The 23,642-nt window shown below is 63.8% G+C and carries 24 protein-coding genes and 2 pseudogenes; 8 read left to right on the plus strand and 18 right to left on the minus strand.

Annotated features, from left to right (window positions below):
* Positions 1–297 precede the first annotated feature (297 nt).
* Positions 298–1,113: a hypothetical protein gene (locus AC3WOH_RS23305; protein ID WP_492231700.1), complete on the plus strand. Its 816-nt coding sequence runs from the start codon at positions 298–300 to the stop codon at positions 1,111–1,113.
* A gap of 59 nt (positions 1,114–1,172) precedes the next feature.
* On the opposite strand, the gene AC3WOH_RS23310 is transcribed toward AC3WOH_RS23305, so the two are convergent.
* Together AC3WOH_RS23310 and AC3WOH_RS23315 are read right to left on the minus strand one after the other, a co-directional pair.
* Complete coding sequence (locus AC3WOH_RS23310; RefSeq protein ID WP_492231701.1) at positions 1,173–1,625, minus strand: HAD domain-containing protein; 453 nt, start codon at positions 1,623–1,625, stop codon at positions 1,173–1,175.
* Positions 1,626–2,375: 750 nt separating this feature from the next.
* Positions 2,376–2,909, minus strand: coding sequence for a hypothetical protein (locus tag AC3WOH_RS23315; RefSeq protein ID WP_492231702.1), 534 nt, complete (start codon positions 2,907–2,909; stop codon positions 2,376–2,378).
* Positions 2,910–2,993: 84 nt separating this feature from the next.
* On the opposite strand from AC3WOH_RS23315, the gene AC3WOH_RS23320 reads away from it, so the two are divergent.
* Positions 2,994–3,305: a helix-turn-helix domain-containing protein gene (locus AC3WOH_RS23320; protein ID WP_492231703.1), complete on the plus strand. Its 312-nt coding sequence runs from the start codon at positions 2,994–2,996 to the stop codon at positions 3,303–3,305.
* On the opposite strand, the gene AC3WOH_RS23325 is transcribed toward AC3WOH_RS23320, so the two are convergent.
* Positions 3,277–3,738, minus strand: coding sequence for a hypothetical protein (locus AC3WOH_RS23325; protein ID WP_492231704.1), 462 nt, complete (start codon positions 3,736–3,738; stop codon positions 3,277–3,279). The two genes, AC3WOH_RS23320 and AC3WOH_RS23325, sit on opposite strands and share 29 nt — an antisense overlap.
* A 209-nt stretch (positions 3,739–3,947) precedes the next feature.
* Here AC3WOH_RS23325 and AC3WOH_RS23330 point away from each other — a divergent pair, with 209 nt between their 5' ends.
* Positions 3,948–4,358, plus strand: a complete 411-nt coding sequence (locus AC3WOH_RS23330; RefSeq protein WP_492231705.1) for a helix-turn-helix domain-containing protein — start codon at positions 3,948–3,950, stop codon at positions 4,356–4,358.
* Positions 4,359–4,981: 623 nt separating this feature from the next.
* Positions 4,982–5,839 (plus strand): annotated as a pseudogene (locus AC3WOH_RS23335) (radical SAM protein); the annotation flags it as partial.
* Between the two features lie 824 nt (positions 5,840–6,663).
* On the opposite strand, the gene AC3WOH_RS23340 reads toward AC3WOH_RS23335, so the two are convergent.
* Together AC3WOH_RS23340 and AC3WOH_RS23345 are read right to left on the minus strand one after the other, a co-directional pair.
* The gene (locus AC3WOH_RS23340; protein ID WP_492231707.1) at positions 6,664–8,445 is read right to left on the minus strand and encodes a phosphoethanolamine transferase; all 1,782 of its coding nucleotides are present in this window, start codon (positions 8,443–8,445) and stop codon (positions 6,664–6,666) included.
* Between the two features lie 253 nt (positions 8,446–8,698).
* Positions 8,699–9,640 (minus strand): LysR family transcriptional regulator, encoded by a 942-nt coding sequence (locus AC3WOH_RS23345; RefSeq protein WP_492231708.1) that lies wholly within the window; start codon positions 9,638–9,640, stop codon positions 8,699–8,701.
* A 130-nt stretch (positions 9,641–9,770) separates the two neighbouring features.
* Here AC3WOH_RS23345 and pcp point away from each other — a divergent pair, with 130 nt between their 5' ends.
* Positions 9,771–10,421, plus strand: a complete 651-nt coding sequence (pcp, locus tag AC3WOH_RS23350; RefSeq protein WP_492231709.1) for a pyroglutamyl-peptidase I — start codon at positions 9,771–9,773, stop codon at positions 10,419–10,421.
* Positions 10,422–10,436: 15 nt separating this feature from the next.
* Here pcp and fghA read toward each other — a convergent pair whose 3' ends face one another.
* Both fghA and AC3WOH_RS23360 read right to left on the minus strand, forming a co-directional pair.
* On the minus strand, positions 10,437–11,297 hold the full coding sequence (gene fghA / locus AC3WOH_RS23355; RefSeq protein WP_492231710.1) for an S-formylglutathione hydrolase: 861 nt from the start codon (positions 11,295–11,297) through the stop codon (positions 10,437–10,439).
* Positions 11,298–11,310: 13 nt separating this feature from the next.
* Positions 11,311–12,426 carry an S-(hydroxymethyl)glutathione dehydrogenase/class III alcohol dehydrogenase gene (locus AC3WOH_RS23360; RefSeq protein WP_492231734.1) on the minus strand — a complete coding sequence of 372 codons (1,116 nt, stop codon included), beginning with the start codon at positions 12,424–12,426 and terminating at the stop codon, positions 11,311–11,313.
* Positions 12,427–12,643: 217 nt separating this feature from the next.
* Here AC3WOH_RS23360 and AC3WOH_RS23365 point away from each other — a divergent pair, with 217 nt between their 5' ends.
* Positions 12,644–13,714, plus strand: a complete 1,071-nt coding sequence (locus AC3WOH_RS23365) for a GlxA family transcriptional regulator (protein ID WP_492231711.1) — start codon at positions 12,644–12,646, stop codon at positions 13,712–13,714.
* A 66-nt stretch (positions 13,715–13,780) separates the two neighbouring features.
* On the opposite strand, the gene AC3WOH_RS23370 is transcribed toward AC3WOH_RS23365, so the two are convergent.
* The 4 genes from AC3WOH_RS23370 to AC3WOH_RS23385 all read right to left on the minus strand — a co-directional run bounded on the left by AC3WOH_RS23370 (position 13,781) and on the right by AC3WOH_RS23385 (position 15,694).
* Positions 13,781–14,017, minus strand: a complete 237-nt coding sequence (locus AC3WOH_RS23370) for a hypothetical protein (RefSeq protein ID WP_492231712.1) — start codon at positions 14,015–14,017, stop codon at positions 13,781–13,783.
* 176 nt (positions 14,018–14,193) lie between these two features.
* On the minus strand, positions 14,194–14,727 hold the full coding sequence (locus AC3WOH_RS23375; RefSeq protein ID WP_492231714.1) for an Hsp20/alpha crystallin family protein: 534 nt from the start codon (positions 14,725–14,727) through the stop codon (positions 14,194–14,196).
* Between the two features lie 42 nt (positions 14,728–14,769).
* Positions 14,770–15,192 (minus strand): Hsp20/alpha crystallin family protein, encoded by a 423-nt coding sequence (locus AC3WOH_RS23380; RefSeq protein WP_492231716.1) that lies wholly within the window; start codon positions 15,190–15,192, stop codon positions 14,770–14,772.
* Positions 15,193–15,241: 49 nt separating this feature from the next.
* Complete coding sequence (locus AC3WOH_RS23385) at positions 15,242–15,694, minus strand: Hsp20/alpha crystallin family protein (protein WP_492231717.1); 453 nt, start codon at positions 15,692–15,694, stop codon at positions 15,242–15,244.
* A 196-nt stretch (positions 15,695–15,890) separates the two neighbouring features.
* Between AC3WOH_RS23385 and AC3WOH_RS23390 the strand changes: the two are divergent.
* Together AC3WOH_RS23390 and AC3WOH_RS23395 are read left to right on the plus strand one after the other, a co-directional pair.
* Positions 15,891–16,475, plus strand: a pseudogene (locus AC3WOH_RS23390) (GlxA family transcriptional regulator); the annotation flags it as partial.
* Positions 16,476–16,545: 70 nt separating this feature from the next.
* The gene (locus AC3WOH_RS23395) at positions 16,546–16,893 is read left to right on the plus strand and encodes a hypothetical protein (RefSeq protein WP_492231718.1); all 348 of its coding nucleotides are present in this window, start codon (positions 16,546–16,548) and stop codon (positions 16,891–16,893) included.
* Positions 16,894–17,500: 607 nt separating this feature from the next.
* On the opposite strand, the gene AC3WOH_RS23400 is transcribed toward AC3WOH_RS23395, so the two are convergent.
* From AC3WOH_RS23400 to AC3WOH_RS23430, 7 genes are all read right to left on the minus strand, one after another.
* Positions 17,501–18,811 carry a citrate synthase gene (locus AC3WOH_RS23400; RefSeq protein ID WP_184863428.1) on the minus strand — a complete coding sequence of 437 codons (1,311 nt, stop codon included), beginning with the start codon at positions 18,809–18,811 and terminating at the stop codon, positions 17,501–17,503.
* Between the two features lie 59 nt (positions 18,812–18,870).
* A complete protein-coding gene (locus AC3WOH_RS23405) occupies positions 18,871–19,197 on the minus strand; it encodes an FAD assembly factor SdhE (protein WP_184863430.1) in 327 nt (108 codons plus the stop codon).
* A 33-nt stretch (positions 19,198–19,230) separates the two neighbouring features.
* Positions 19,231–19,932 (minus strand): succinate dehydrogenase iron-sulfur subunit, encoded by a 702-nt coding sequence (locus tag AC3WOH_RS23410; RefSeq protein WP_492231720.1) that lies wholly within the window; start codon positions 19,930–19,932, stop codon positions 19,231–19,233.
* 28 nt (positions 19,933–19,960) lie between these two features.
* The gene (gene sdhA / locus AC3WOH_RS23415) at positions 19,961–21,766 is read right to left on the minus strand and encodes a succinate dehydrogenase flavoprotein subunit (RefSeq protein ID WP_492231721.1); all 1,806 of its coding nucleotides are present in this window, start codon (positions 21,764–21,766) and stop codon (positions 19,961–19,963) included.
* Between the two features lie 31 nt (positions 21,767–21,797).
* A complete protein-coding gene (sdhD, locus tag AC3WOH_RS23420) occupies positions 21,798–22,163 on the minus strand; it encodes a succinate dehydrogenase, hydrophobic membrane anchor protein (protein WP_492231722.1) in 366 nt (121 codons plus the stop codon).
* Between the two features lie 72 nt (positions 22,164–22,235).
* Positions 22,236–22,670 carry a succinate dehydrogenase, cytochrome b556 subunit gene (gene sdhC, locus AC3WOH_RS23425; protein WP_184863438.1) on the minus strand — a complete coding sequence of 145 codons (435 nt, stop codon included), beginning with the start codon at positions 22,668–22,670 and terminating at the stop codon, positions 22,236–22,238.
* Positions 22,671–22,803: 133 nt separating this feature from the next.
* Entirely contained in the window at positions 22,804–23,592 is a 789-nt protein-coding gene (locus AC3WOH_RS23430; protein ID WP_492231723.1) for a GntR family transcriptional regulator, read from the minus strand.
* Positions 23,593–23,642: the final 50 nt, after the last annotated feature.

The following is a 23,642-nucleotide window of genomic DNA, read 5'->3' on the forward strand; positions in this document are numbered from 1 at the left end:
CTCACTCGCTTTCGAACCGTCTTCCCTCAATTGTAGCGATTGAATCGATGGCCTCCGAAATCAGGGGCGGAGCCTTGCCAGCTAAGGGTCCTCTGCAAAACCTCATTTTCCGAAATCCAAGCCCAACGAAATCAACGTCTAACAAGGCCTTTTTCCGGAATTTCAGGGGTTTTGCAGACCCTCCCTAACAAGCCACTTTCTATCGCGGAACGTATGGTGTATCTTTGGGTTACGAGAGGGCGTCAAACTCCAGCAAGTGGAGCGGGCGTTTGCATTATTTTTCCACCATTCGAGTCAATGAAAAAAGTAATTTGCACAATGATCCTGGCAGCTTCCTTTGGCTCGTCTATTGCAGCAGACATCTGGATGAGTAGAAAATCCCCCGAATTGGCGGGAACCATGGTTATCGACGGAACCATAGAGAATGGAGACTACGGCAAGTTGCTCTATGCGTTGGTTATGGATGCCAACAGCAACGATGGGAAGTGGATCAGGGAGGGACGCAGCATAACCATCACTTCGCCAGGCGGATCCATTGAGGAGGCAACCAAAATTGCCAACCTCATTCGGGAGGCCTACTTCAAGGTAACAGTTATAAAAGACTGCCATAGCGCATGCTTCTTAATTTATGCCGCTGGCGTCACCCGATTAACCCTGGGACAGGTCGGTCTTCACAACCCATACTATGCAAAGGAGTATGCACAATCCAAGTCTGCAGCTGAGTTGGAGCGAGCCATGACCACGGATGCTGGGAGGGTGAAGCAGACCTTGGCGGGCTTTGGCGTGAATCAATATCTCATCGAAAAAATGATGTCGCGGACCTCGAAAGAACTGTACATGCTTAATCAGCAGGATATTGAGGCGATTGGGGTACATTCATCGCCATGGTCTCAAACCCGAGTTTCAAAGTGTGATGCCGATCCAGCGTATGAGAAAAAGTATTATTATTTTGAATCCGCGAAGGTCAGCGATGAAGATCTCGCATCATTGCGGCGCTATATGAAGATGATGGAGCGATGCGAGGGCGAACTGGTGTGGAAGGCTTCCGGCCTCAGCGTGCTCAGAGCATATGAGCAGCACTACAACCCTCCCGGCAAGCAAAAGACCAAATAAGCGCCTTAGAACCCTCCGTCAAAGGCTAGCGGCCATATTGAAATTGGGGAGGCCACTCGCTATCGGGCAAGATCATTCAGCTTTGCGCGCAACAGCGAGGAAGAGCCCTCCGTCAACCCTTGCTTCCCGTCTACGAGGAACAGGTTCGCACAGAACGGCGTGAACAGCCAGGGACGGTCGTCGACTGCCAACCAGCGGGTCCATGCGGGCCGATTGGCCTTTAGCCAGGCCACACACTCAGCCTCCCTCTCATAGAGGGCAAGCCTACTGGGAACGTCTGACAGCTGTGAGAATCGAGCCGTGGTCCCGACTATGCGGGTTGCAACTGATGCGGACAGCAGGGCCATGATCTCATCTGGCGGCCGAAGAGTTCGCCAAGTACTGCTCACCACAATTTCTACGTCCATCCCTTCAAGGGCGGATACGAGATATGGCTCGCATACAAAGTGCTTTGACTCTCTACAGAATTCGGGGTGCAGCACCCCGTCGAAATCAAGGAATAGGACCAACATCTAGATGTCTGGCATGCGGCTCGCCAAGGAGCCACTATTTGAACTGTCTGGAGCTGGAGCGATGCCCGGCCATCGCCAACTCCACATGGTGGCTACGTTCCTGCCAGTGCATCTCCGGCGGCCGAGTGACCTTGATCCGCAGCTTGAAGGGAGACAGGTGCAGGTCCAAGCTCACGAGCCGTTTCATGGAGGCTCCGTTGGAGGCGTAGCGAGGACTCATGGCCAACTGCGGCGAGGCCTCTTTCGCATCCTGACCAGCGGAGCGAAGCCAGCGCGTTGAATGCGGCCTGAAACGAATCTCCCTTTCATCAGTCTCCCTGGTTCAGTCGTGATCACAAACTCTCGTGCCCCGTGCTCATCACTGCGACTTCGGGCAAGCGAGAAGTACACGCGGGCCCCCACCTTCCACCCCGTCCAAGACGGCAAAGGGATGCGGTTGCGACTGTCGATTTGCACCCTGCGCTCGGGCTCGGATCGCTTCCTGACGGATTGAGGGTTCAGAGGCATAGCATTCCCCGCGGCGCATCACAGCCCACGTTCGCAGAAAGGGCACCCTCTGTGGGGGGCAACCCGTCGCGATGCAGGTGGCCGTGGTAGCTCAAGCGCGACCGAAACGGAGGGGCTATGTTCGCAGGGTTGTCGCTCGCAAACTTGGCGTCAGGCCTGGCTACATCCCTCTCTGCAGTCGGCATTGGCTGAAGTAGGGTCTGGGCGTTGCTGAAATCCATAGTGCGTATCGAGGAAGTGAAACTACTGCGAAGGAGGCAGCAAGCTGGCGCCATGGTCTGGCCAGGCGCCGCCAGACACTGCCTGCCAGACGACATCGCTCACATCGGCTGAGATCGTCCCCATGGAACGCTTGCCGTGAAGCTCCATCAACATCCCCAGGTCCTCGTCCTCTTCGGGCGGCATCGCAAGGTGATAGCAGCGCCTTGATTCCGTCTTGACCCTTGCTCGCGCGAGATCGATCGCTGCCAATGGCGAAGTGACCCGGAGTGTCAAAGGACCCAGCATCGCGACGATATGCAGCGTGCCGGTTCTACGTTGAAGGATTCGCCAATGGTTCAGTTGGACCTCGGGCTGCACTTCAACATCCGGGGCGGGACGCTCGTTGAGAAATTGGATCTGCACGATGCAAGACCTTGTTTTGATCAGATGGGCGAACAGGCTGAGGCACCCGTTTCGTTGGGTTTGCTGCGGCGGGATGCAGATGTGAGTCTTGTATGGATCGGGGATCAGTTCAAGGCTGAACAGGCGCGGGTTCGAAGGCTCTGCGGCCTTCATTCAAAGTGGAATGCATCAGATTTCCACCAAAATGCGACTAGTTAGACGTGGTCTTTTTAGTCCCTATCGGCGGAAATCGAGTGAATGCCAACTCGAAAGTCAGATCCGCCAAAAGCTGCCGTCGGTCGCGCGCTCAGGGAGTTGCGTACCACACGTGGCTTCACGCAGGAGGATCTGATACCGGCGATCAGCCGACGGCATATTGGGCGTCTAGAGCAAGGCGAACAGCTTCCCAGCATTGGTATGGTGGAACACCTCGCTGAAGGCCTGCAGGTCCATCCAATGACTCTCTTGGCGGTTGCATATGCACGCCGATTCGATGCAGCATCGGTTGAAAAAGTGCTGAAGTCCGTGAGAGCCGACCTCTCTACGCTGCTGCCCGAGGACGCGTCCTAGACTTCTTTGCCCGCTGTGGGTGGCTTGCTTCGTCCATGATGGCTTCGATGCCTGTCAACATAGTCAGCGACTCTTCGTCGTTCGGACGATTGAGCAGCCGGTTCACTATCTCTCTGTCTGCAGCCACGCTCAAGACCATCATCACGTCGCGCAGCTGCTGCATGCTGCCTTCAAAAAGCTCGCCATTTGCTGGGGGCGAGGGATGGCTCTTTGCCATCAGCAGCAATGCCATGGCAATCGCAGCATTAGGTGTGCCATCAGGCCCTTGGGTGCCTTCACCCCACAACATGGCCCGAAGCTGATCGGAAACGCAGACCAACTGGCTGTCGCTGAGGCTCTTCGGAAGGATTGCGCTCCAGCCACCGGCGTCAAGAATTCCTGCGAGGTCCATCTCACTGAAATGGCCAATCTGTTCTCTGTCTAACTGCAACATGCTCGTCAAATATTTGTGGGACTAGTTGGTCCCATTTGGGACTGAGCGTGCGAAGATAGCTGAACTTTCTACGCGCAAATGCCGTTTGAAACCGGTCATGTGCAAATGGAAAGTTCCCGGTTGCCTTGCAGTGACGTGTGCGCAACCAACGCGTTGTCTTGAACCTTCTCAGCCACCCGCCCTTGACGAGTCGATTGGATCTTTCCCGCTTGGTTGAACTCGACAGCCAGCTTCGCGAACTGGCGAAGCAGCAAGGCGCAGGCACGCCCAGGAGCGGCTGGGTGAAGACTGTGCGCCTGGCGCTGGGCATGAACTCTGAGACCTTGGGCCGTCGCATCGGCATCTCTCAGCAGGGGGTCAGGAGACTGGAGCAGTCGGAAGCCGAGGGCTCGATTTCCCTCAACACGCTGGCCAAGATTGCAGATGGGTTGAACTGCGACGTGCGATATGTGCTGGTCCCCAGGATCAGTTTGGTTGATCAAGTGATGGGGCGAGCGATGGAACACTCCAATGGCTCTGTGCCGATGGGGCCGGGCAGCACACCGACGAACATTGACGGCCAATCGCTGGTTGTGCTCGCGTCGCTTCTCTCGCGTATTGACAAGCGGGCTTTTTGGTAGCCGGCGTTGCAGACCCGAGAGGCCCAGTAACAAGCCTGCGCGACAAGGCAAAATCCGGCCCGCGGGTTGTTGTGCAAGTGGCTTGAACGCCTATAGTGGCTGCAGGCGGCTTTGTTTTCGTTGAGATGCGGCTAACACCAGGCCCGAAAGGAGGAGTGGTGGGTGAATTGTCCGCAGGCTGCCTACCCTGAAACCACGGTTCGGAGCTGTACTGCAGCGATCAAGCACCTCGACTAAAACTGGAAAGGCCTGCTGTCGGCCACCAGCGATACTGTTGCCCGCTACCTCGTGGCCTACGCGAGCACGCACAAGGTCAGCACTTTGAGGTAACGGCTATCGGCCCTGGCGCGCTGGCATGCAGAACAGGGTTATGCGGACCCGGCCATGACACGCTTGGTCAGCAGGGGTGGGGAATGCAGCCAACTAGCCATTCCCGGGATTTTTGCCCCAGTCATGAAGCATCTCGAGTGGACTAAAGAAACAAGCGCCCCCGTTCCATGTGTAGCGCCTCCCCGGGAACATCTATGCTCAAGTGCTAGAGACCAAGTCCGTGTCATAGCTTGGCGAGGTCGTAAGCGATTTCCACACATTGCTGTGCAGTTTCATCCATCAAGTTAAGGACCGGCTGCGTGTACTGCTATGCGCGGCCCACGCACAGTTATCTCAACCTGTCGCCGGGGCTCGATTTCGAAACGCAGATCATCGCCAAGCACAACATCGCCCAACTGCTGCGGGGCGAATTGGGCCGGCCCAGCCATGTGCCGCAGCTGATCAACATCGGCTCGGCCACCGACTGTTATCAGCCCGTGGAGCGCGAATTGAAACTCACGCGCGGCCTGATCGAGGTGATGCGTGACATGCGCCACCCCTTCTCCATCATCACCAAGTCCGCGGGGGTGGAGCGCGACCTGGACCTGCTGGCACCGCTGGCCGCACAGCGGCTCACCGCCGTCTACGTCACCATCACCACGCTCGACCCCACCCTGGCCCGCCGCATGGAGCCGCGCGCCGCAGCCCCCCACCGGCGCCTGCGCACCATCCGCACCCTGGCCGAGGCAGGCATCCCCGTGGGCGTGAGCGTGGCGCCGCAGATCCCCTTCATCACCGAAGACATGGAACAGGTGCTGCACGCCGCGCACGAGGCTGGCGCGAGGAGTGCCTTCTACACGGTGCTGCGCTTGCCGTGGGAGCTCAATGCGCTGTTCCGCGAGTGGCTGGAGCTGCACTATCCCCAACGCGCGGCCCGTGTGCTGGCGCGCGTGCAGGACTTGCACAACCTCGACCCTGCGCAGCGGGCTGCGGGCAAGGTCTATGGCAGCGACTTCGCCACGCGCATGAAGGGCTCGGGGTTGTGGGCTGATCTGCTGCGGCAGCGGTTTGCGGCGACCTGCCGGAGGTTGGGGCTCAATCGGCAGCGGACGGAGTTGGATTTGACGCAGTACCGGGCTGCGTATGCCCGGAATCAGGGGTGCTTGTTTTAGATTTTTTTGGCTGTTGTGGCTACTGTTCTTTTTTTGAGGGCGGAGGCCGGGATGTGCGCCCGGCGGCGCACCTACTTTCTTTTTGCGCAAAAAGAAAGTAGGCAAAGAAACAGCGCCCCGCAGTCTGCGTCCCTTCGCTTCGCTGCGGGCAACCTGCGGTGCTCGGAGCTGGGGTGGGCGTCGATGAACTCGCTTCGTTCTTCGAACTCCGCTCAAACAGCATCGACGAGCTAGACGACGAAGCGTGTGTGTCCTTCGGCACACACGCCCACCCCAGCCCCTGCGCTTCTCGGCGCAGCCAGAAGGGGTGGGGAGCGGGCTCCACGCGGCTGCTGCTATGGCAGCTGCGCCGGGTGTCGGTTACGCGCTGCGCGCTGCCGACGCAACTGGCACGGCGGCCCAGTCCAGGCCAAGCGCAGCGAGGCAGATCGGGCCGAGCGAAGCAATGGCCCGTGTTGGTATCCACCCCCTTCTGACCGTGCCGAGAAGCGCAGGGCCTGGGGTGAGCGCGTGCCGAAGGACACGCGCCTCGTTGTCAAGCTTGCCGCAGCTGTTTGAGCGGAGTTCGAAGAACGCAGCGAGTTCTGCGGCACACCCCAGGACCGAGCATCGCAGGCTGCCCCCTCGTACGAAGTGCGAGGGGGACACGGGCAGCGGGGACGCCTTCTCTTTGGTGACTTTCTCTTGGCGGGCCAAGAGAAAGTTACTGCGCCGCCGGGCGCACATCCCGGCTCCCGCCCTTGGCAGAGGCATGCGGCATGCTTCCCAACTTCAGAACTGATGGCTCTCTACATCGGTGTCAGCCAGCCCGTGCCGCGCAACCATCAGGACTTGCGCGGCGCCGCCACCGGCCCATCTGCCTTCGCCTGCGCCGCCCCCGCATCCCTGCACGGCGTGAACACATCCTGCTCCGGCTGGTAAGCCCCCGTCTGCACATCCATCAGCCCCAGCACCGAGTGGAAGTAGTAGTCATGCGTGATGCGCCGCTCGCGCAGGTCCTTCTGCAGGCAGCCCGTGCTCGCCCCCACACGCGCCTGCATCGCGGGCGACAGCCAGGTGATCCAGGGCACGTGCTTTTGCACATCGGACGCAATCGAATAGGGCAGGCCGTGCAGGTAAATGTTGTTCTCCCCCAGCGACTCGCCGTGGTCGGCCACGTACACCATCGCCGTCTGGGCGCTCGCGTTCTGCGTGCCCAGCCACTGGATCACGCCGTCCAGAAAACGGTCGGTCTCCACGATGCTGTTGTCATACGCGTTCACCACCTGCTGGCGGCTGCACTCCTGCAGCGCGGTGGATGTGCACTCGGGTCCAAACTTCTTGGCATCCGGGGCCGAGCGCTTGTAGTACGCCGGCCCATGGCTGCCCAGCTGGTGCATCACCACCACCGTGCCGCGCTGGCGTTGCTCGGCGGGCAGGGCGGCGATGCGCGCGTCCAGGTCCTTGAGCATGATGCGGTCCAGGCATTCGCCCTTGTGGGCGCACAGCGCAGGGTCTTTCAGGTTGGCGGTGTTGGTATCGCCCAGGCGGTCGCACACGCCCTTGCAGCCCGATTGGTTGTCCAGCCACAGCACGGCCAGGCCGGCGTGGTGCAGCACATCGACCAGGCTCTCGAAGTTGGCCGACCGGCCCTCGTAGCCGCTCTTGCCCAGGTGCGAGAACATGCACGGCACCGATGCCGCCGTGCTCGTGCCGCACGACCAGGCGTTGCCCGCGCTCACCAGCTCCTTGGCGCGGGCCGACAGCAGCGGCGTGGTGTCGCGCGCATAGCCGTTGAGCCCGAAGTTGCCGCTGCGCCCCGTCTCACCCAGCACCAGCACCAAGAGCGGCGGCTTGGCCTGGCCCGCATAGCTGGCGCCCAGGTGGGCGTCGCGGCCCACGGGCACCAGGGTGCGCTGGTCCATGCGCAAAGGCTTGGTGGCCACGTTGCCCAGCGCGTACACGCTGTTGAGCGGGTTGATCAGATAGCGCAGCTTGGTGTGGTTGCGCATGGTGGACGAGAAATCCTGGAACACCGCCAGCAGGCTGCCCACGATGACCGCGATGGCCGCCAGCAGCAGCAGCCCGTTGTGCACCGCCTGGCGCAGCGGTGGCAGGCGCCGCACCGGCGTGCGCAGCAGCCACAGCAGGGGTGGCGCGGCCAGCGCCGCCACGGTGGCCAGCATGCGCAGGCTCAGCAGGTCGCCGGCCTCGTGCACATCGGTCTGCACCACGTTGGTCAGCATGCTGGCATCGATGGCAATGCCATAGGCCAGCATGAAATACGCGCCAAATGCCGCCATCAGCACCAGCAGCACGGCCGCGGGCTTGAGCGTCCAGCGCCAGGCCAGCAGGGCCAGCAGCCCCCCATTGCCTGCGGTGACGATGGCCCCGAACGCCAGCGCAAAGCCCCAGCCGCGCAGGCTGCCCTGGCCGGGCAGGGCTGCCACCTCGCGCCACAGCGGCACATTGCACACCGTGGCCAGCCACAGGCTCACGAGCAGCACCACCCAGGCCGGGTGCAGCGCCTGGGGCGGCGCCGTGGGGCGGGTGGCGTGCGGGGCGGACGAAGAAGAGGAGGAAGAGGGCGGCAGCAGGGGCCGCAGTTGCGGCAGGGTCAGGCGCATGGAGGGCAGTCTCCAGGCCTGGCACTTACGGGCGCATTACCGCCAGATCTTTGCTGGTTTTGCTGCTGCTGCTGCAGTAGTGCCGCCCCTGCGGCGTGGGAGCCGGAGGAGGCGGAAAACGGGGTGGGCCGGACGAGGAGCTGGGGCATGGGCGGCAGTCTCCCGCCCCAGACTTAACTGCACATTAACGCCGTCTTAGCGCCCCCTTAGCGTCCACTCAGCGTCCCCTTGGCGTTTTCTTGCCCCCGTGCCATCAGCCCCCTGGCGCGTCGTCCACCTGCAGCGCCGCCCGCACCACCAGGGCGCGCAGCCAGCGGGCCGCAGGGTCGTTTTCCGAGCGGCGGCCATAGACCATGTCGATGCCGAAGGCCGTGTCCTGCAGCTCGGGCGGCAGGGCACGGATGGCCGTGCCCGGGGGCGCCATGAGGCGTGCCACCCGCGCGGCCAGGGTGGCCAGCAGGTCGGTGCCGCGCACCGCAAAGGGCAATGCCGCAATGTGCGCAAAGGTGGCCAGCACCTGCCGCTCGCGGCCCAGGCGCGCCAGGTGCACGTCGATCACGCCGCGGCTCGATCCGTTGTCGCTGGGCACGAACAGCGCGTGCGGGCGCGCCAGGTAGGTCTCCAGGTCCAGGGCCTCGTCGCGCGCCGGGCCCAGCCGCTCGCGGTCGCCGATGCAGACAAAGTGCTCCTCGTACAGCCGCTGCTGCAGCATGCGCTTGGGCGGGTCGAGCAGGCCGCCAATCGCCAGGTCGATGGCCGACTGGTCGAGCTGCTCGTACACCGTCTCGCGGTTCAGCCGCGCCACGCGCAGCGCCATGCCCGGTGCCTCGCGCCGCAGCAGGGCCACCACATGCGGCACCAGCACCATGTCGGCATAGTCGCTGGTGGCGATGGTGAGGCGCCGGCCCTGGGCGGCCAGCGGGTCGAAGTCGAGGCCCTGCGCCAGCGCGCGCCGCAGCTGCTCCAGCGCCAGCGCAATGCCCGGTATCAGCGCCTGCGCGCGCTCGGTGGGCAGCATGCCGTCGGCCGTGCGCACGAACAGCTCGTCCTGGAACACATGGCGCAGCCGGCCCAGCGCGTTGCTGACCGAGGGCTGGGCCCGGTTCAGCCGCTGGCCGGCCAGGGTCACGCTGCCGGTCTCGTACAGCGTCTCGAAGGTGAGCAGCAGGTTCAGGTCCATCGCGGCGAGGTTCATGCTGCCAATCTACCCCATGTGCCGTGCCGCGCCCTCCATTCATGCCGTGGATACGACGCATACCGGAAATCCATTTCCCTGCGCGCGGCCCGCATCCTAGGATGGCCGCCTGTCCGACTTCGAGTTCACCATGGCCCGCAGCATCCTCGTCACCGGCATCGAGCCCTTCGATGGCGAAACCATCAACCCCTCGTGGGAGGCCGTGCGCGTGCTCGACGGCGAAACCATCGCCGGCCACCGCCTGGTGGCCCACCAGCTGCCCTGCGTGATCGCCGAAGTGGGCCCGGCCCTGGTGGCCGCCATCGAAGAGCTCGACCCCGTGCTGGTGCTCTGCCTGGGCCAGGCCGGCGGGCGTGCCGACATCACGGTGGAGCGCGTGGCCATCAACATCGTGGATGCGCGCATCCCCGACAACGCCGGCCGCCAGCCCGTGGACGAGCCCGTGGTACCCGGCGGCCCGGCCGCGTACTTCTCCACCCTGCCCATCAAGGCGCTGGTGGCCGCACTGCGCGAAGCGGGCATCCCTGCCTCGGTGTCGCAAACGGCGGGCACCTACAACTGCAATGCCATCTTCTATGCGCTGGCACACCACATCGCCACGCGCCGGCCGGCCCTGCGCGGCGGTTTCATCCATGTGCCCTATCTGCCCAGCATGGCCACGCGCCACCCGGGTGCGCCCAGCCTGGCCCGCGAGACGCTGACCGAGGCGGTGCGCATCATGGCTGCCACCTCGCTCGCGGTGGCCAGTGACATCCGCACTGCCGGCGGCGCCGAACACTGACGGGTCAGGAGACCGTCAGCCCCCTGCCAGTTGCTTTGCGTGGTGCGCCAGGTGGTCCGCCATGAAGCTCTGGATGAAGTAGTAGCCGTGGTCATACCCCTCGTGACGGCGCAAGGTGAGCGGCTGGCCGATGGCTTGGCAGGCCTCTTCGAACAGGCGGGGGTGCAACTGCGTGGGCAAGAACTTGTCGGCCAGCCCCTGGTCGATCAGGATGCCGCCGGGGTAGGGCGCCACCGGCTGGTGCTGCATGAGCACCGTGGCATCGTGCTCGATCCAGGCCGTGCGGTCCGCACCCAGGTAGCCGGTGAAGGCCTTCTCGCCCCAGGGGCACTGCGTGGGCGCGCAGATCGGCGCAAAGGCCGACAGGCTCTTGAACCGCCCCGGGTGGCGCAGTGCCAGCGTCAGCGCGCCATGCCCGCCCATGGAGTGGCCGAAGATGCCCAGGCGCTCGCCATCCACCGGCAACTGCGCCAGCACCTGCGGCAGCAGCTCCTTCATCAGATAGCTTTCCATGCGCCAATGGCGCGCCCAGGGCTCGGCCGTGGCGTCCAGGTAAAAGCCCGCGCCCACGCCAAAGTCCCAGCTGTCGGCCTCGCCCGGTGCGTTGGCGCCGCGCGGGCTGGTGTCGGGCGCGATCAGCGCCAGCCCCAGCTCGGCCGCCAGGCGCTGGGCCCCGGCCTTGACCATGAAGGTCTCTTCCGTGCAGGTCAGCCCCGCCAGGTACAGCAGGGCCGGCACGGGCCCTTGCTGCGCCGCTGGCGGCAGGTAGACCGAGAGCTTCATCGGCAGCCCGATCTCGGCAGATGCGTGCTGGTAGAAGCGCTGCACGCCGCCAAAGCAGGCGTGCTCGCTGAGCAGTTCAAACGAGGTGGTCATCGCTCGCCAAGCCTCAGGCTGCGTATTTCACGACGGACCGGATCGACTTGCCCTCGTGCATCAGGTCGAACGCTTCATTGATGTCCTTGAGGCCCATGGTGTGCGTCACGAATGGCTCCAGCTGGATCTTGCCGGCCATGGCGTCTTCCACCATGCCGGGCAGCTCGCTGCGGCCCTTCACGCCGCCAAAGGCCGTGCCCAGCCACTTGCGGCCCGTGACCAGCTGGAAGGGGCGGGTGGAGATTTCCTGCCCTGCGCCGGCCACACCGATGATGACCGACTGGCCCCAGCCGCGGTGCGCGCATTCCAGCGCCGCACGCATCACGTTCACGTTGCCGATGCACTCGAAACTGTGGTCCACGCCCCAGGTCGTCATCTCCACGATCACCTGCTGGATCGGCTTGTCATGGTCCTTTGGGTTGATGCAGTCCGTCGCGCCGAACACCTTGGCCAGGTCGAACTTGCTGGGGTTGGTGTCGATCGCGATGATGCGCCCCGCCTTGGCCAGCTTGGCGCCCTGGATCACCGCCAGGCCAATGCCGCCCAGGCCGAACACTGCCACCGTGTCGCCCTCCTGCACCTTGGCCGTGTTCTTCACCGCGCCCAGGCCCGTGGTCACGCCGCAGCCCAGCAGGCACACCTGCTCGGGGTTGGCCTTCGGGTTGATCTTGGCCAGCGACACCTCGGCCACCACCGTGTACTCGCTGAAGGTCGAGCAGCCCATGTAGTGGTAGATCGGCTGGCCGTTGTACGAAAAGCGCGTCGTGCCATCGGGCATCACGCCCTTGCCCTGCGTGGCACGCACCGACACGCACAGATTGGTCTTGCCGCTCTTGCAGAATAGGCACTCGCCGCACTCCGCCGTGTACAGCGGAATCACATGGTCGCCGGGCTTCACGCTGGTCACGCCTTCGCCCACCTCCACCACAATGCCCGCGCCCTCATGGCCCAGCACCACGGGGAACAGGCCCTCGGGGTCGTCACCGCTCAGGGTGAAGGCGTCCGTGTGGCACACGCCCGTGTCGGTGATGCGGATCAGCACCTCGCCCTTTTGGGGCGGCGCCACGTCGATCTCGACGATCTGCAGGGGTTCTCCGGCCTTGAAGGCCACGGCGGCTTTGGATTTGATGGTCATGGTGTTGGGGTGATTGGTTGGTAAAGGGGAGGCGAGCGGGGCTCTGTGGCCAGCGTCGCATGCGTTGACTCCGTGACTGTAGGCCATGTGCGGGGCGCACAGAAACCCATGGCCGCAGACCTTGGGGGTATGGCCGAATTCCATCGTTCATGGCCTGGCCGGACATGGCCTCCCGTATAGTCCATCGCGCTTCTTCGCTCTCCGCAGTTCAATGGACCACCACCATCCGCACCATCCCCACCATCACCCCGCCGGCCAGCCCCACCGCATCGACCTCGTCGTCTACCCCGGCTTCAAGGCGCTGGAGGCCGTGGGCCCCATGTCCGTGTTCGACTACGCCAACGTGCACCTGCGCCAGCACGGCCGGCCCGATGGCTACACCGTGCGCGTGGTCGCGGCCCAGGCCGGGGCCGTGCAGTCCGACACCCTGATGGCCCTTACCGCCACCCACACCCTGGCCGGGCTGGAACAGCAACAGCAAGGAGCAGGAGAGGGCGGCCCCGGCTGCACCGTGGTGCTGGTCGGCTCGCGCAACATCGAGCAGGTGCTCGCGGCCTCGCCCGAGCTGGTCGCCTGGGCCGCCCGCGTGGCCCCGCGCGTGGACCGCATGATCGCCCTGTGCTCGGGCAGCTTCTTCCTGGCCGCCGCCGGCTTGCTCGACGGCCGCCGCGCCGCCACCCACTGGAGCGTGGCAGCCCTGCTGCGCCAGCGCTACCCCGCCATCGACGTGGACCCCGATGCCATCTACGTGCGCGACGGTTCGCTGTGGACGTCCGCCGGCGTCACCGCCGGCATCGACCTGGCCTTGGCCCTGGTCGAAGAAGATTTTGGCCACGCCCTCGCGCTGGAGGTGGCGCGCGATCTCGTCATGTACCTCAAGCGCCCCGGCGGCCAATCCCAGTTCAGCGTGCAACTGGCCAGCCAGGGCACCGCCCACCGCGACATCCAGGCCGTGCAAAGCTGGGTGCTGGAGAACCTGCACGAACCCATGCCCCTGGCCGCCCTGGCCGCGCGCGCTGCCATGAGCGAGCGGCACTTTCGGCGGGTGTTCGTGCAGGAGACGGGGCAGACCCCCTCGGCATTTGTCGATGCGGCGCGGCTGGAGGGGGCTCGGCGCTTGTTGGAGTCAAGCTCCCAGCCCCAGGCCGCGCTGCCGCTCAAGACCGTGGCCGCGCGTGTGGGCATGGGGTCGGAGCAGGCGTTGAGGCAGTTGTTTGTGCGGCACCTGGGAATTACGCCGCAGGCGTATCGGGAGAGGTTTGGCGGGCCTGGGCGCCGCTGAATCGCGGCGGCCCCGAGGGGGGCTGAAACAAGGGCGGGGCACGGCCCAGGCCGCGTCACGTGGGCCTCAGGCGGAATGCATCAGCAGGGGCTCCTGCCGGCGCAGCTCGCGTACCTTGAGCGTGGCGCGGCCCAGGCCGGTCACGGTCAGCACCTGGGCTGGCCCACCAGTGCCCGCTGGCGGCAACGAAGCCGTGACCATCCCTGCCGCCGCCAACACCCTGAGCTTGTCGATCTGGCCCTCGTCCGACACACCGAGTGGTAACTCGGCATCGGCAATTTCACGAAGGAACTCGATAGGCATGGCATGTGCTCCAGAATTATTTTGATGCCCGTGGAGATAAGGGCCGCCATGGTGATTTCAAGAACCGAATCGGCGCGTTGAGTGAGACGGCCCGCCGCGCAACCCTTTGGGAGCCGGCGGCCTGATGGCGCCGCTGCTGCTCCCGCCGGGCCGTGCCGTGGCGGCTGGCCGCGCAATCAGGCCGACTGCACTTGAATGTGCCTCACGGCATCGCGCTCATCTTTCGGTATCTCGATGCGCAACACCCCGTCGCGGTACACCGCCACGCCCTGCGCGGCCTGCACGCGCGCGGGCAGTGTCAGGTAGCGGCAGAACGAGCCGTAGGCCCACTGCGACACCTGCCACCCGCCTGCGCGGCCCTGGTGGAAATGCGAGCGCCGCACGCCCCGCACCTTCAGCGCGCGCTCATGCACCTCGATGCTGAAGTCCTCGCGCTGCATGCCTGGGGCATCGATCCGAACGATCACAGCACGCTCATCCTCCAGCACCGCTGCGGACAGAAAGGCCCAGCCCTTGAGCAGCGGCACGGACTGGCGCAGCACGCCCTCCTTGCCTTCCAAGGCCCCGAGCTGAGGCTGCTGTGCCTTTTCCTTGTTTTGCCGCTGGCTCCAGGCCTCCCTGGCCCGGGCCACCATGCCATGCCAGCCCCGGGATATGGTGCTCCACAGGGAGCCTGCAATCTGCTTGAGTTCTGCTGCCATAGGGTTCATGTTCATTCTCCGCAAATGCTTGTGGTGGGATCACCCCGCGGTTCAGCCAAGCGCCACGGGAATCTTGCGCGCCTGCGCATGGGCCTTCTTCGGAATGTGCAGTGACAGCACACCATCCTTTAGCTGCGCCTGTATGCCGGCGGTGTCCAGCTCGCGGCTCAGCACAAAGCTGCGGCGGTAGCGCGGTATGCGCACCTCGGCATGCACTGCCTCAAGGCCCTCGGGCATGCGGGTCTGCACCGTGCCTTCGATCAAAAGCGATTCGCCCTCCACCTTGATGTCCAGTTGCTCACGCGGCACGCCTGGCATGTCGGCCAGCAGGGTGATGCCATGCGGGTTCTCGAACACGTCCACGGCCGGCAGCACCGAATGTTGCTGATCCTGGTCCACGGCGCCACCGCCACGGGTGTTGCCATTGGCTGCGGTGGTGGTGGTGGCGACCTGTTGTTGCTGTTGCGTCGTCATGGTGGCTACTCCTCAATGCGGTGTGTCTTGTTGGGTCTTCCTTGTGCGTTCACTGGATATTGATGCGCGTGGGCTGGGGCGCCTCCCTGCGGGCGATGCTCACCTGCAGCACACCGTCCCGGTAGCTCGCGCTCACCTTCTCGGGGTCGATGTCGTCCGGCAGCGAAACGGTGCGCGAGAACGCTCCGTTGCGCCGCTCGCGCGCATAGACCTGCACGCTGGCGTCGTTCTGCGGAATGGTGTTGGCCCGCTCGCCCGAGATGCGCAAAATGCCCCGGTCCAGGTCCACATCGATCTTCGACGGATCGAGGCCGGGCACGAAGGCGTACACCTCCACGCTCGACGGCGTGCGCCCCACGTTCAGGGCCGGCAAGGTGCCCGAGGCAACGGATCGGATGGCGCTCGGCAGGCTGGCAGCGCCGAACACGTCATCGAGTTCACGGCGCAGCCGCTCGAAATGACCGAACAGGCTGCCTGGATGATTCAACAGCGATGCATACATGGTGGGTCCTCCAAGTGGTGGGTGGATGAACACACCGGCAGGACACCGTCCTGGCCGGCTCGGAAGGAAAAATAGAGCCGGCCAAAAGAGTTTCAAGAGGGTTTTTTGCAGGTCTGAAATCCTGCCTTCATAGGCGGCGCAGCCTGCGGGCGGGCCAAAAAATGCGCGAGGCGTAACAGGTACGCCACGGCCCCCTCCGCCCGCCATCTACGTGCGCCAGGGCGCGCTGTGGACCTCGGCCGGCGTCACCGCCGGCATCGACCTGGCACTGGCCCTGGTGGAAGAAGATTTTGGCCACGCCCTCGCGCTGGAGGTGGCGCGCGACCTCGTCATGTACCTCAAGCGCCCCGGCGGCCAATCCCAGTTCAGCGTGCAACTGGCCAGCCAGGGCACCGCCCACCGCGACATCCAGGCCGTGCAGGCCTGGGTGCTGGAGAACCTGCACGAACCCATGCCCCTGGCCGCACTGGCCGCGCGCGCTGCCATGAGCGAGCGGCACTTTCGGCGGGTGTTCGTGCAGGAGACGGGGCAGACCCCCTCGGCATTTGTCGATGCGGCGCGGCTGGAGGGGGCTCGGGGCTTGTTGGAGTCAAGCTCCCAGCCCCAGGCCGCGCTGCCGCTCAAGACCGTGGCCGCGCGTGTGGGCATGGGGTCGGAGCAGGCGCTCAGGCAGTTGTTTGTGCGGCATTTGGGGATTACGCCGCAGGCGTATCGTGAGCGGTTTGGGGGCCTGGGAGGCGGTGAAGCTAAAGGGGGTTGCTACCATGGCGACAACTGGTGAGCTTTAAGCAAATTGACTGCGACCAGAGTCATTCCAATTCGTGAACTTGCCCACAAGGAAACTGAGCAGCATGGTTGAAACCGTCGTCCTCTATAGGCCCACCGGGCCAGAAGAAATCGAACTCATCAAGCAAAGTGGTTTTACCAAGTGGCCACCGCGGTTGCCTGAGCAGCCCATCTTCTACCCCGTCACCAATGAGCAATATGCGATCGATATCGCTGCCGACTGGAACGTCAAGGCAAGTGGATACGGCTGTGTGACGCGATTTCAAGTGCGCAAGGCTTTCATGGATCGCTACGAGATTCAAAAGGTTGGCGGCTACCACCATACGGAGTGGTGGATTCCGGCTGAGGATCTTGATGAGCTCAATGAAAACATTGTGGGCACTATCGAGGTGGTTCGGGAGTTCAGGGCCTGAGACGTTGGTGGCATTGGGCCAAAGCCCACACTTGCTAGAGTGAGATGAAAAAACCTCTTGGAGGAGGTGAGACGAGTGTTTTCAATCTGTGCGATTGCCAAAACCGCATGGGCTAGCCTGACAGCCTGGGATTACAAGCAATTCGTGCAACGCATGGACAAGCCCCGATGAACACAGAAAAGAATGACGCGATTGAAAACCAGGCCTTCACGGAACTGCTAATTTCGTGTCAGTTGCCGGGCTGCTCCGTGCTGTTCGCCCAATGTTTTGAACATCTTGCCGTTGACCCTGTAGAAGATTGGGCGCGTCGAATGGCGGCTTTGGCAGTCGACGCTGGATGGGCCTCGGATGGAACTGCCCGGGTGGTATGTCCCCGCCACGCTAGGACTCCTTCGGAGGCACGAAACTAGGCGCAAGGCTGGCCCATGGGTTGGCTTTGTGCAAAAGTGCGCGCACTGCTCGCTGCCGAACACACACGGCCCGAAGGCCTCGCCCATCGTTCGCGCCTATTTCTGCCTGCGAGCATAAAAAAAACCCGCCGAAGCGGGCTTTCCTGTCTGCACCAAGAAGGCCGAAGCCTTCCAAATGCAAGCGCAAGCGCAAACGCTCAGCGCTTGGCCAGCGGCGGCACGTCGCGGCGCACGGAGCCCGTGAACAGCTGGCGTGGGCGGCCGATCTTGTACTCGGGGTCGCCGATCATTTCGTTCAGCTGGGCGATCCAGCCGACGGTGCGGGCCAGGCTGAAGATGCCGGTGAACAGGTTCACGGGGATGCCGATGGCGCGCTGCACGATGCCGGAGTAGAAGTCCACGTTCGGGTAGAGCTTGCGCTGCACGAAGTAGTCGTCTTCCAGGGCGATCTTTTCCAGTTCCTTGGCCAGCTTGAACAGCGGGTCGTTTTCCAGGCCCAGTTCGGCCAGCACTTCGTTGCAGGTTTCCTGCATGAGCTTGGCGCGGGGGTCGTAGTTCTTGTACACGCGGTGGCCAAAGCCCATGAGCTTGACGCCGGAGTTCTTGTCCTTGACCTGCTTGATGAACTCGCCGATCTTTTCCACGCCGCCTTGGGCCTGGATGTCGTACAGCATGTTCAGGGCTGCCTCGTTGGCGCCGCCGTGGGCAGGGCCCCACAGGCATGCCACGCCAGCGGCGATGGCTGCAAACGGGTTGGTGCCCGACGAGCCGCACAGGCGCACGGTCGAGGTCGATGCGTTCTGCTCGTGGTCTGCGTGCAGGATGAAGATGCGGTCCAGCGCGCGTTCCAGCACGGGGTTGACCTTGTACTCTTCGCAGGGCGTGCCGAACATCATGCGCAGGAAGTTGCCTGCGTAGCTCAGGTTGTTCTGCGGGTACATGTAGGGCTGGCCCACGCCGTACTTGTACGCCATGGCCACCAGGGTGGGCATCTTGGCGATCAGGCGGATGGCGGCGATCTCACGGTGCTGCGGGTTGTTGATGTCCGTGCTGTCGTGGTAGAAGGCCGACAGGGCGCCCACCAGGCCGGTCAGCACGGCCATGGGGTGCGCGTCGCGGCGGAAGCCACGCAGGAAGAACTGCATCTGCTCGTTGACCATGGTGTGGTTGGTCACGCGGCTGGTGAAGTCGGTCTTCTGGGCTTCGTTGGGCAGGTCACCGTACAGCAGCAGGTGGCAGGTTTCCAGGAAGTCGCAGTTCTGCGCCAACTGCTCAATGGGGTAGCCGCGGTACAGCAGTTCGCCCTTGTCGCCATCGATGTAGGTGATGGCCGACTGGGTCGCTGCCGTCGACAGGAAGCCCGGGTCATAGGTGAACATGCCCGTTTGCGCGTACAGCTTGCGGATGTCGATGACGTCCGGGCCAATGCTGCCCTGGTAGACCGGCAGGTCCACGCTGGGGCTGCCGTTACTGAACGACAGGGTGGCTTTGTTGTCAGCTAGCTTCATTGTTACTTTCCTTGGGTAGGTTTGCCGGAATTCCGGTGGTAAGGGGCCCTGTCTCCAGATCAGGCCCGGGGCCGCGCTGCGCCACCACTGAGCCGCAGCATGCCGAGTACTTCACGCACTTCTTCTGTATCGAGAGGACCTTCGGGCTCACGGCGGGCGAGCACCAGGTCCAAAAGGTCGTTGTCTGCCAGGTTCATCAGCTCGGTCATGCCGTAGGCCTGGCGCCAGTTGAGGCTCGCCCCGTGCAGCGCGAAGAAGTTCTCGATGTAGAGATCGTTCTCCAGCAGGCCGCGCCGTGAACGCCAGTGCAGCTTGGCGCGTTCGCGGTCGTCCAGCAGGTCGGTCGGGGCCGGCGTGCGGGCGAGGGGGGGCGAGGTCTCGGACATGGCAGGGTTCGCTCGTTCGTTCGCTCTTCTTCTTCAGACGGCGCGGCGCACCATCAGTTCCTTGATCTTGCCGATGGCCATGGTGGGGTTCAGGCCCTTGGGGCAGACGTCCACGCAGTTCATGATGGTGTGGCAGCGGAACAGGCGGTACGGGTCTTCCAGGTTGTCCAGGCGCGCACCTGTGGCTTCGTCGCGGCTGTCGGCGATGAAGCGGTAGGCCTGCAGCAGGCCGGCGGGGCCCACGAACTTGTCGGGGTTCCACCAGAAGCTGGGGCAGCTCGTGGAGCAGCTGGCGCACAGAATGCACTCGTACAGGCCGTTGAGCTCTTCGCGCTCTTCGGGGCTTTGCAGGCGTTCCTTCTCGGGGGGCAGGTCTTCCGTGATCAGGTAGGGCTTGATCGAGTTGTACTGCTTGAAGAACTGCGTCATGTCCACGATCAGGTCGCGGATCACCGGCAGGCCGGGCAGGGGCTTGAGAACGATGGTGCCCTTGAGGGTGTTCATGTTCGTCAGGCAGGCCAGACCGTTCTTGCCGTTGATGTTCATCGCGTCCGAACCGCACACGCCTTCGCGGCACGAACGGCGGAACGACAGGCTGGGGTCTTGCTCCTTGAGCTTGACCAGGGCGTCCAGCAGCATGCGCTCGTGGCCATCGAGCTCGATCTCGATGGTCTGCATGTAGGGCTTGGCGTCCTTGTCCGGGTCGTAGCGGTAGATTTGAAAAGTGCGCTTCATGTTGTTCTTTCGTGAGGCTGCTGCGTAATCAGAACGTACGGACCTTGGGAGGCACGCTGTCCACCGTCAGGGGCTTGAGGTTGACGGGCTTGTAGGTCAGGCTGTTGTTCGCGCTGTGCCACAGGGTGTGCTTCATCCACTCCTTGTCGTTGCGGCCCAGCGGGAACTCGGCGTGGTCGGCAGGGTGCTCGTAGTCGTACACCGTGTGCGCGCCACGGCATTCGCGGCGGGCCGCGGCCGAGGTCATCGTGGCCTGGGCCACTTCGATCAGGTTGTCGACTTCCAGGGCTTCCATGCGGGCCGTGTTCCAGACCTTGGACTTGTCCTTCAGCGTCACGCCGCTCACGCGTTCACGGATGGCGTTGATCTTGACCGTGCCTTCGTCCATGCTGGCCTGCGTGCGGAACACGCCGGCGTGCTGCTGCATGCTCGAGCGGATGTCGTTGGCCACGTCCTGGGCGTAGATGCCCTCGGTCGAGTCCTGCAGCTGGTTCAGGCGGGCCAGGGTGCGGTCGGCACCGTTGGCGGGCATGGGCTGGTGCTCGCCCGAGCCCTTGACGAAGTTCACGATGTGTTTGCCGGCCGACTTGCCGAAGACCAAGAGGTCCAGCAGCGAGTTCGTGCCCAGGCGGTTGGCGCCGTGCACCGAGACGCACGAGCATTCGCCCACGGCGTAGAGGCCGTTGACGATGTTGTTCTGCTGGCCGTCGTGCACCACGACCTGGCCGTTGATGTTGGTGGGGATGCCACCCATCTGGTAGTGGATGGTGGGCACCACAGGGATCGGTTCCTTGGTGATGTCCACGTTGGCGAAGTTGTGGCCGATCTCTTCCACCGATGGCAGGCGCTTGCGGATGGTGTCCGCGCCCAGGTGGTCCAGCTTCATCAGGATGTAGTCCTTGTTCGGACCGCAGCCACGGCCTTCCTTGATTTCCTGGTCCATCGAGCGCGACACGAAGTCGCGCGGTGCCAGGTCCTTCAGGGTGGGCGCATAGCGCTCCATGAAGCGCTCGCCATTGCTGTTGAGCAGAATAGCGCCTTCACCGCGGCAGCCTTCGGTCAGCAGCACGCCCGCGCCGGCCACGCCGGTGGGGTGGAACTGCCAGAACTCCATGTCCTGCAGCGGGATGCCGGCACGTGCCGCCATGCCCAGGCCGTCGCCGGTGTTGATGAAGGCGTTGGTCGATGCCGCGAAGATGCGGCCCGCGCCGCCGGTGGCCAGCAGCACGGCCTTGGCCTGCAGCTCGTACAGGTCGCCGGTTTCCAGTTCGAGCGCGGTCACGCCGACCACGTCGCCCTGTTCGTTGCGGATCAGGTCCAGCGCCATCCACTCCACGAAGAAGTTGGTCTTGGACTTCACGTTCTGCTGGTACAGCGTGTGCAGCATGGCGTGGCCGGTACGGTCGGCAGCGGCGCAGGCGCGCTGCACGGGCTTTTCACCGTAGTTGGCGGTGTGGCCGCCGAAGGGGCGCTGGTAGATGGTGCCGTCGGGGTTGCGGTCGAACGGCATGCCGAAGTGTTCGAGCTCGATCACCACGTTCGGTGCTTCGCGGCACATGAACTCGATGGCGTCCTGGTCGCCCAGCCAGTCCGAGCCCTTGATGGTGTCGTAGAAGTGGTAGTGCCAGTTGTCCTCGCTCATGTTGCCCAGCGAGGCGGACACGCCGCCCTGCGCTGCCACCGTGTGCGAGCGGGTGGGGAAGACCTTGGACAGGCAGGCCACGTTCAGGCCTGCGCGGGACAGTTCCAGCGATGCGCGCATGCCGGAGCCGCCGGCGCCGACGATGACGACGTCGAACTTGCGCTTGGTGATGTTAGCTTTGGTGTAGCTCATTGTTGTTTGCCTTCAGTCGCGGGGGGATCAATCAGAGACGCCACAGAACCTGGATGCCCCAGCCGGCGCAGCCGACGAGCCAGACGATGGTGAAAACCTGCAGCGCCAGGCGCAGGCCCACGGGCTTGATGTAGTCCATCAGGACTTCGCGCACGCCCACCCAGGCGTGCCAGGCCACCGAAATGATGACGGTGAAGGTCAGCACCTTCATCCACTGGGCCGAGAAGATGCCGGCCCATTTGTCGTAGCCCATGGGGCCCTTGTTGAAGATGACCTGCACCAGCAGGGCCAGCGTGAACAGCGCCATCAGCACTGCCGTGACGCGCTGGCTCAGCCAGTCGCGCAGACCATAGTGGGCGCCGACGACGACGCGCTTGGAACCGTAATTGACGGACATGGATGTTTTTCCTCTTGTTATGTGGGGGGCACTGGGTGGCAGCGGCCGCCGCCTTTTTTATTCAGGGGTCGATCAGTACAGGCCGAACAGCTTGGCGCCCAGCACCAGGGCCAGGGCGATGCTGATCACGAACACGGTCAGCGCCGAGCTCTTGCCGAATTGCTTGTTCACGGCGCTGTGGCTCACATCCATCCACAGGTGGCGCACGCCGGCCGTGAAGTGGTGCAGGTACGACCAGATCAGCGCCAGGGCCACGAGCTTGATGAACCAGCCGGGCACGAAGCCGATGCCGATGTTGAATGCCGCCGTGAATTTGGCGAACGAGATTTCGGACGACACCGAGGTGTCGAACATCCAGATGATGAAAGGCAACAGCAGGAACATGATCAGCCCGCTGGCGCGGTGCAGGATCGACACCCAGGCCGCAGGCGTCATGCGGTAGGTGGTGAGGTCCTTGAAGGCATTGATGTTGCGGAATTCAGGCCGTTTTTTGGCGAGCTCGGTCATGTTGAGTGCTTTCGTGGATGTAACTTCTTTGTAATTCGGACATGCAAAGAACGCAAAATTCTATTGCAACGCAACACACAGAGGGTCAATGGTCCGTAAAGATCGACATTTCCGCTCAGGTGCCAGGGTGGTGTCAGCTCAATTCATTACGGTAGTGGTGCGTGTCCGTGAGGTACAGCCCGCGCCGTAACTCCATAGGAACATCGTTGTAGGTATACGCAATGCGCTCCACGCTGAGCAGCGGCGTGCCCGGTGCCACCTTCAGCACCGCAGCCTGTTCGGGGTCAGGCAACACAGCCCGTATTTTCTCCTCGGCGCGCACCATGCGCACGCCGAAATCGATTTCGAACATGGCATAGGTCGGGCCCTGGTAGCTGGCCAGCTGGTCGGCCGTCAGCCCCTTGAAAGCCTGGCCCGGCAGCCAGATGTCCTCCAGAATGGTGGGAACGCCCACGAAGGACAGCACGCGCCGCGCCTGGATCACCGGGTCGGCGCTGCGCAGGGCGAGGGCGCGGGCCACGTCGGCCGTGGCGCGCACGCGCTTGCAGTCGATCACCTGGCGCTGGGCGCGGCCCTCGCCGCGCGCGTCGCCGGTGTCGGGCATGAGCTTCAGAAAGCGGTACTGCACATGCTGCTCGGCATGCGTGGCCACGAAGGTGCCCTTGCCCTGGCGGCGCATCACCAGGTTCTCGGCGGCCAGCTCGTCGATGGCCTTGCGCACCGTGCCCTGGCTCACGCGAAAGCGCGCGGCCAGTTCCATCTCGCTGGGAATGGCCTCGCCCGGCTTCCATTCGCCCTGCTGCAGGCTCTGCAGGATCAGGCCCTTGATCTGCTGGTACAGCGGGCTGAACGCCGGCGTGGCAGCGCCCGTGCCAGCGGCGGGCTGTGCAGGGGTGTCGGCGTTGAGCGGGATCGAGGACATGGCGGTCGGCTGGTGGGCGGTGTCGGGGGCTCTGCGAGGGCTTGGTGCGG

It is taken from the genome of Acidovorax sp. FW305-C-20-28 (genome assembly GCF_058783375.1).

What these genes read in the sequence shown, in the direction of transcription:
- AC3WOH_RS23305 (WP_492231700.1), top strand. Translation starts at nt 298, where the DNA reads ATGAAAAAAGTAATTTGCACAATGATCCTGGCAGCTTCCTTTGGCTCG.
- AC3WOH_RS23310 (WP_492231701.1), bottom strand. Translation starts at nt 1,625, where the DNA reads ATGTTGGTCCTATTCCTTGATTTCGACGGGGTGCTGCACCCCGAATTC.
- AC3WOH_RS23315 (WP_492231702.1), bottom strand. Translation starts at nt 2,909, where the DNA reads ATGAAGGCCGCAGAGCCTTCGAACCCGCGCCTGTTCAGCCTTGAACTG.
- AC3WOH_RS23320 (WP_492231703.1), top strand. Translation starts at nt 2,994, where the DNA reads ATGCCAACTCGAAAGTCAGATCCGCCAAAAGCTGCCGTCGGTCGCGCG.
- AC3WOH_RS23325 (WP_492231704.1), bottom strand. Translation starts at nt 3,738, where the DNA reads ATGTTGCAGTTAGACAGAGAACAGATTGGCCATTTCAGTGAGATGGAC.
- AC3WOH_RS23340 (WP_492231707.1), bottom strand. Translation starts at nt 8,445, where the DNA reads ATGCGCCTGACCCTGCCGCAACTGCGGCCCCTGCTGCCGCCCTCTTCC.
- AC3WOH_RS23345 (WP_492231708.1), bottom strand. Translation starts at nt 9,640, where the DNA reads ATGAACCTCGCCGCGATGGACCTGAACCTGCTGCTCACCTTCGAGACG.
- pcp (WP_492231709.1), top strand. Translation starts at nt 9,771, where the DNA reads ATGGCCCGCAGCATCCTCGTCACCGGCATCGAGCCCTTCGATGGCGAA.
- fghA (WP_492231710.1), bottom strand. Translation starts at nt 11,297, where the DNA reads ATGACCACCTCGTTTGAACTGCTCAGCGAGCACGCCTGCTTTGGCGGC.
- AC3WOH_RS23365 (WP_492231711.1), top strand. Translation starts at nt 12,644, where the DNA reads ATGGACCACCACCATCCGCACCATCCCCACCATCACCCCGCCGGCCAG.
- AC3WOH_RS23370 (WP_492231712.1), bottom strand. Translation starts at nt 14,017, where the DNA reads ATGCCTATCGAGTTCCTTCGTGAAATTGCCGATGCCGAGTTACCACTC.
- AC3WOH_RS23375 (WP_492231714.1), bottom strand. Translation starts at nt 14,727, where the DNA reads ATGAACCCTATGGCAGCAGAACTCAAGCAGATTGCAGGCTCCCTGTGG.
- AC3WOH_RS23380 (WP_492231716.1), bottom strand. Translation starts at nt 15,192, where the DNA reads ATGACGACGCAACAGCAACAACAGGTCGCCACCACCACCACCGCAGCC.
- AC3WOH_RS23385 (WP_492231717.1), bottom strand. Translation starts at nt 15,694, where the DNA reads ATGTATGCATCGCTGTTGAATCATCCAGGCAGCCTGTTCGGTCATTTC.
- AC3WOH_RS23395 (WP_492231718.1), top strand. Translation starts at nt 16,546, where the DNA reads ATGGTTGAAACCGTCGTCCTCTATAGGCCCACCGGGCCAGAAGAAATC.
- AC3WOH_RS23400 (WP_184863428.1), bottom strand. Translation starts at nt 18,811, where the DNA reads ATGAAGCTAGCTGACAACAAAGCCACCCTGTCGTTCAGTAACGGCAGC.
- AC3WOH_RS23405 (WP_184863430.1), bottom strand. Translation starts at nt 19,197, where the DNA reads ATGTCCGAGACCTCGCCCCCCCTCGCCCGCACGCCGGCCCCGACCGAC.
- AC3WOH_RS23410 (WP_492231720.1), bottom strand. Translation starts at nt 19,932, where the DNA reads ATGAAGCGCACTTTTCAAATCTACCGCTACGACCCGGACAAGGACGCC.
- sdhA (WP_492231721.1), bottom strand. Translation starts at nt 21,766, where the DNA reads ATGAGCTACACCAAAGCTAACATCACCAAGCGCAAGTTCGACGTCGTC.
- sdhD (WP_492231722.1), bottom strand. Translation starts at nt 22,163, where the DNA reads ATGTCCGTCAATTACGGTTCCAAGCGCGTCGTCGTCGGCGCCCACTAT.
- sdhC (WP_184863438.1), bottom strand. Translation starts at nt 22,670, where the DNA reads ATGACCGAGCTCGCCAAAAAACGGCCTGAATTCCGCAACATCAATGCC.
- AC3WOH_RS23430 (WP_492231723.1), bottom strand. Translation starts at nt 23,592, where the DNA reads ATGTCCTCGATCCCGCTCAACGCCGACACCCCTGCACAGCCCGCCGCT.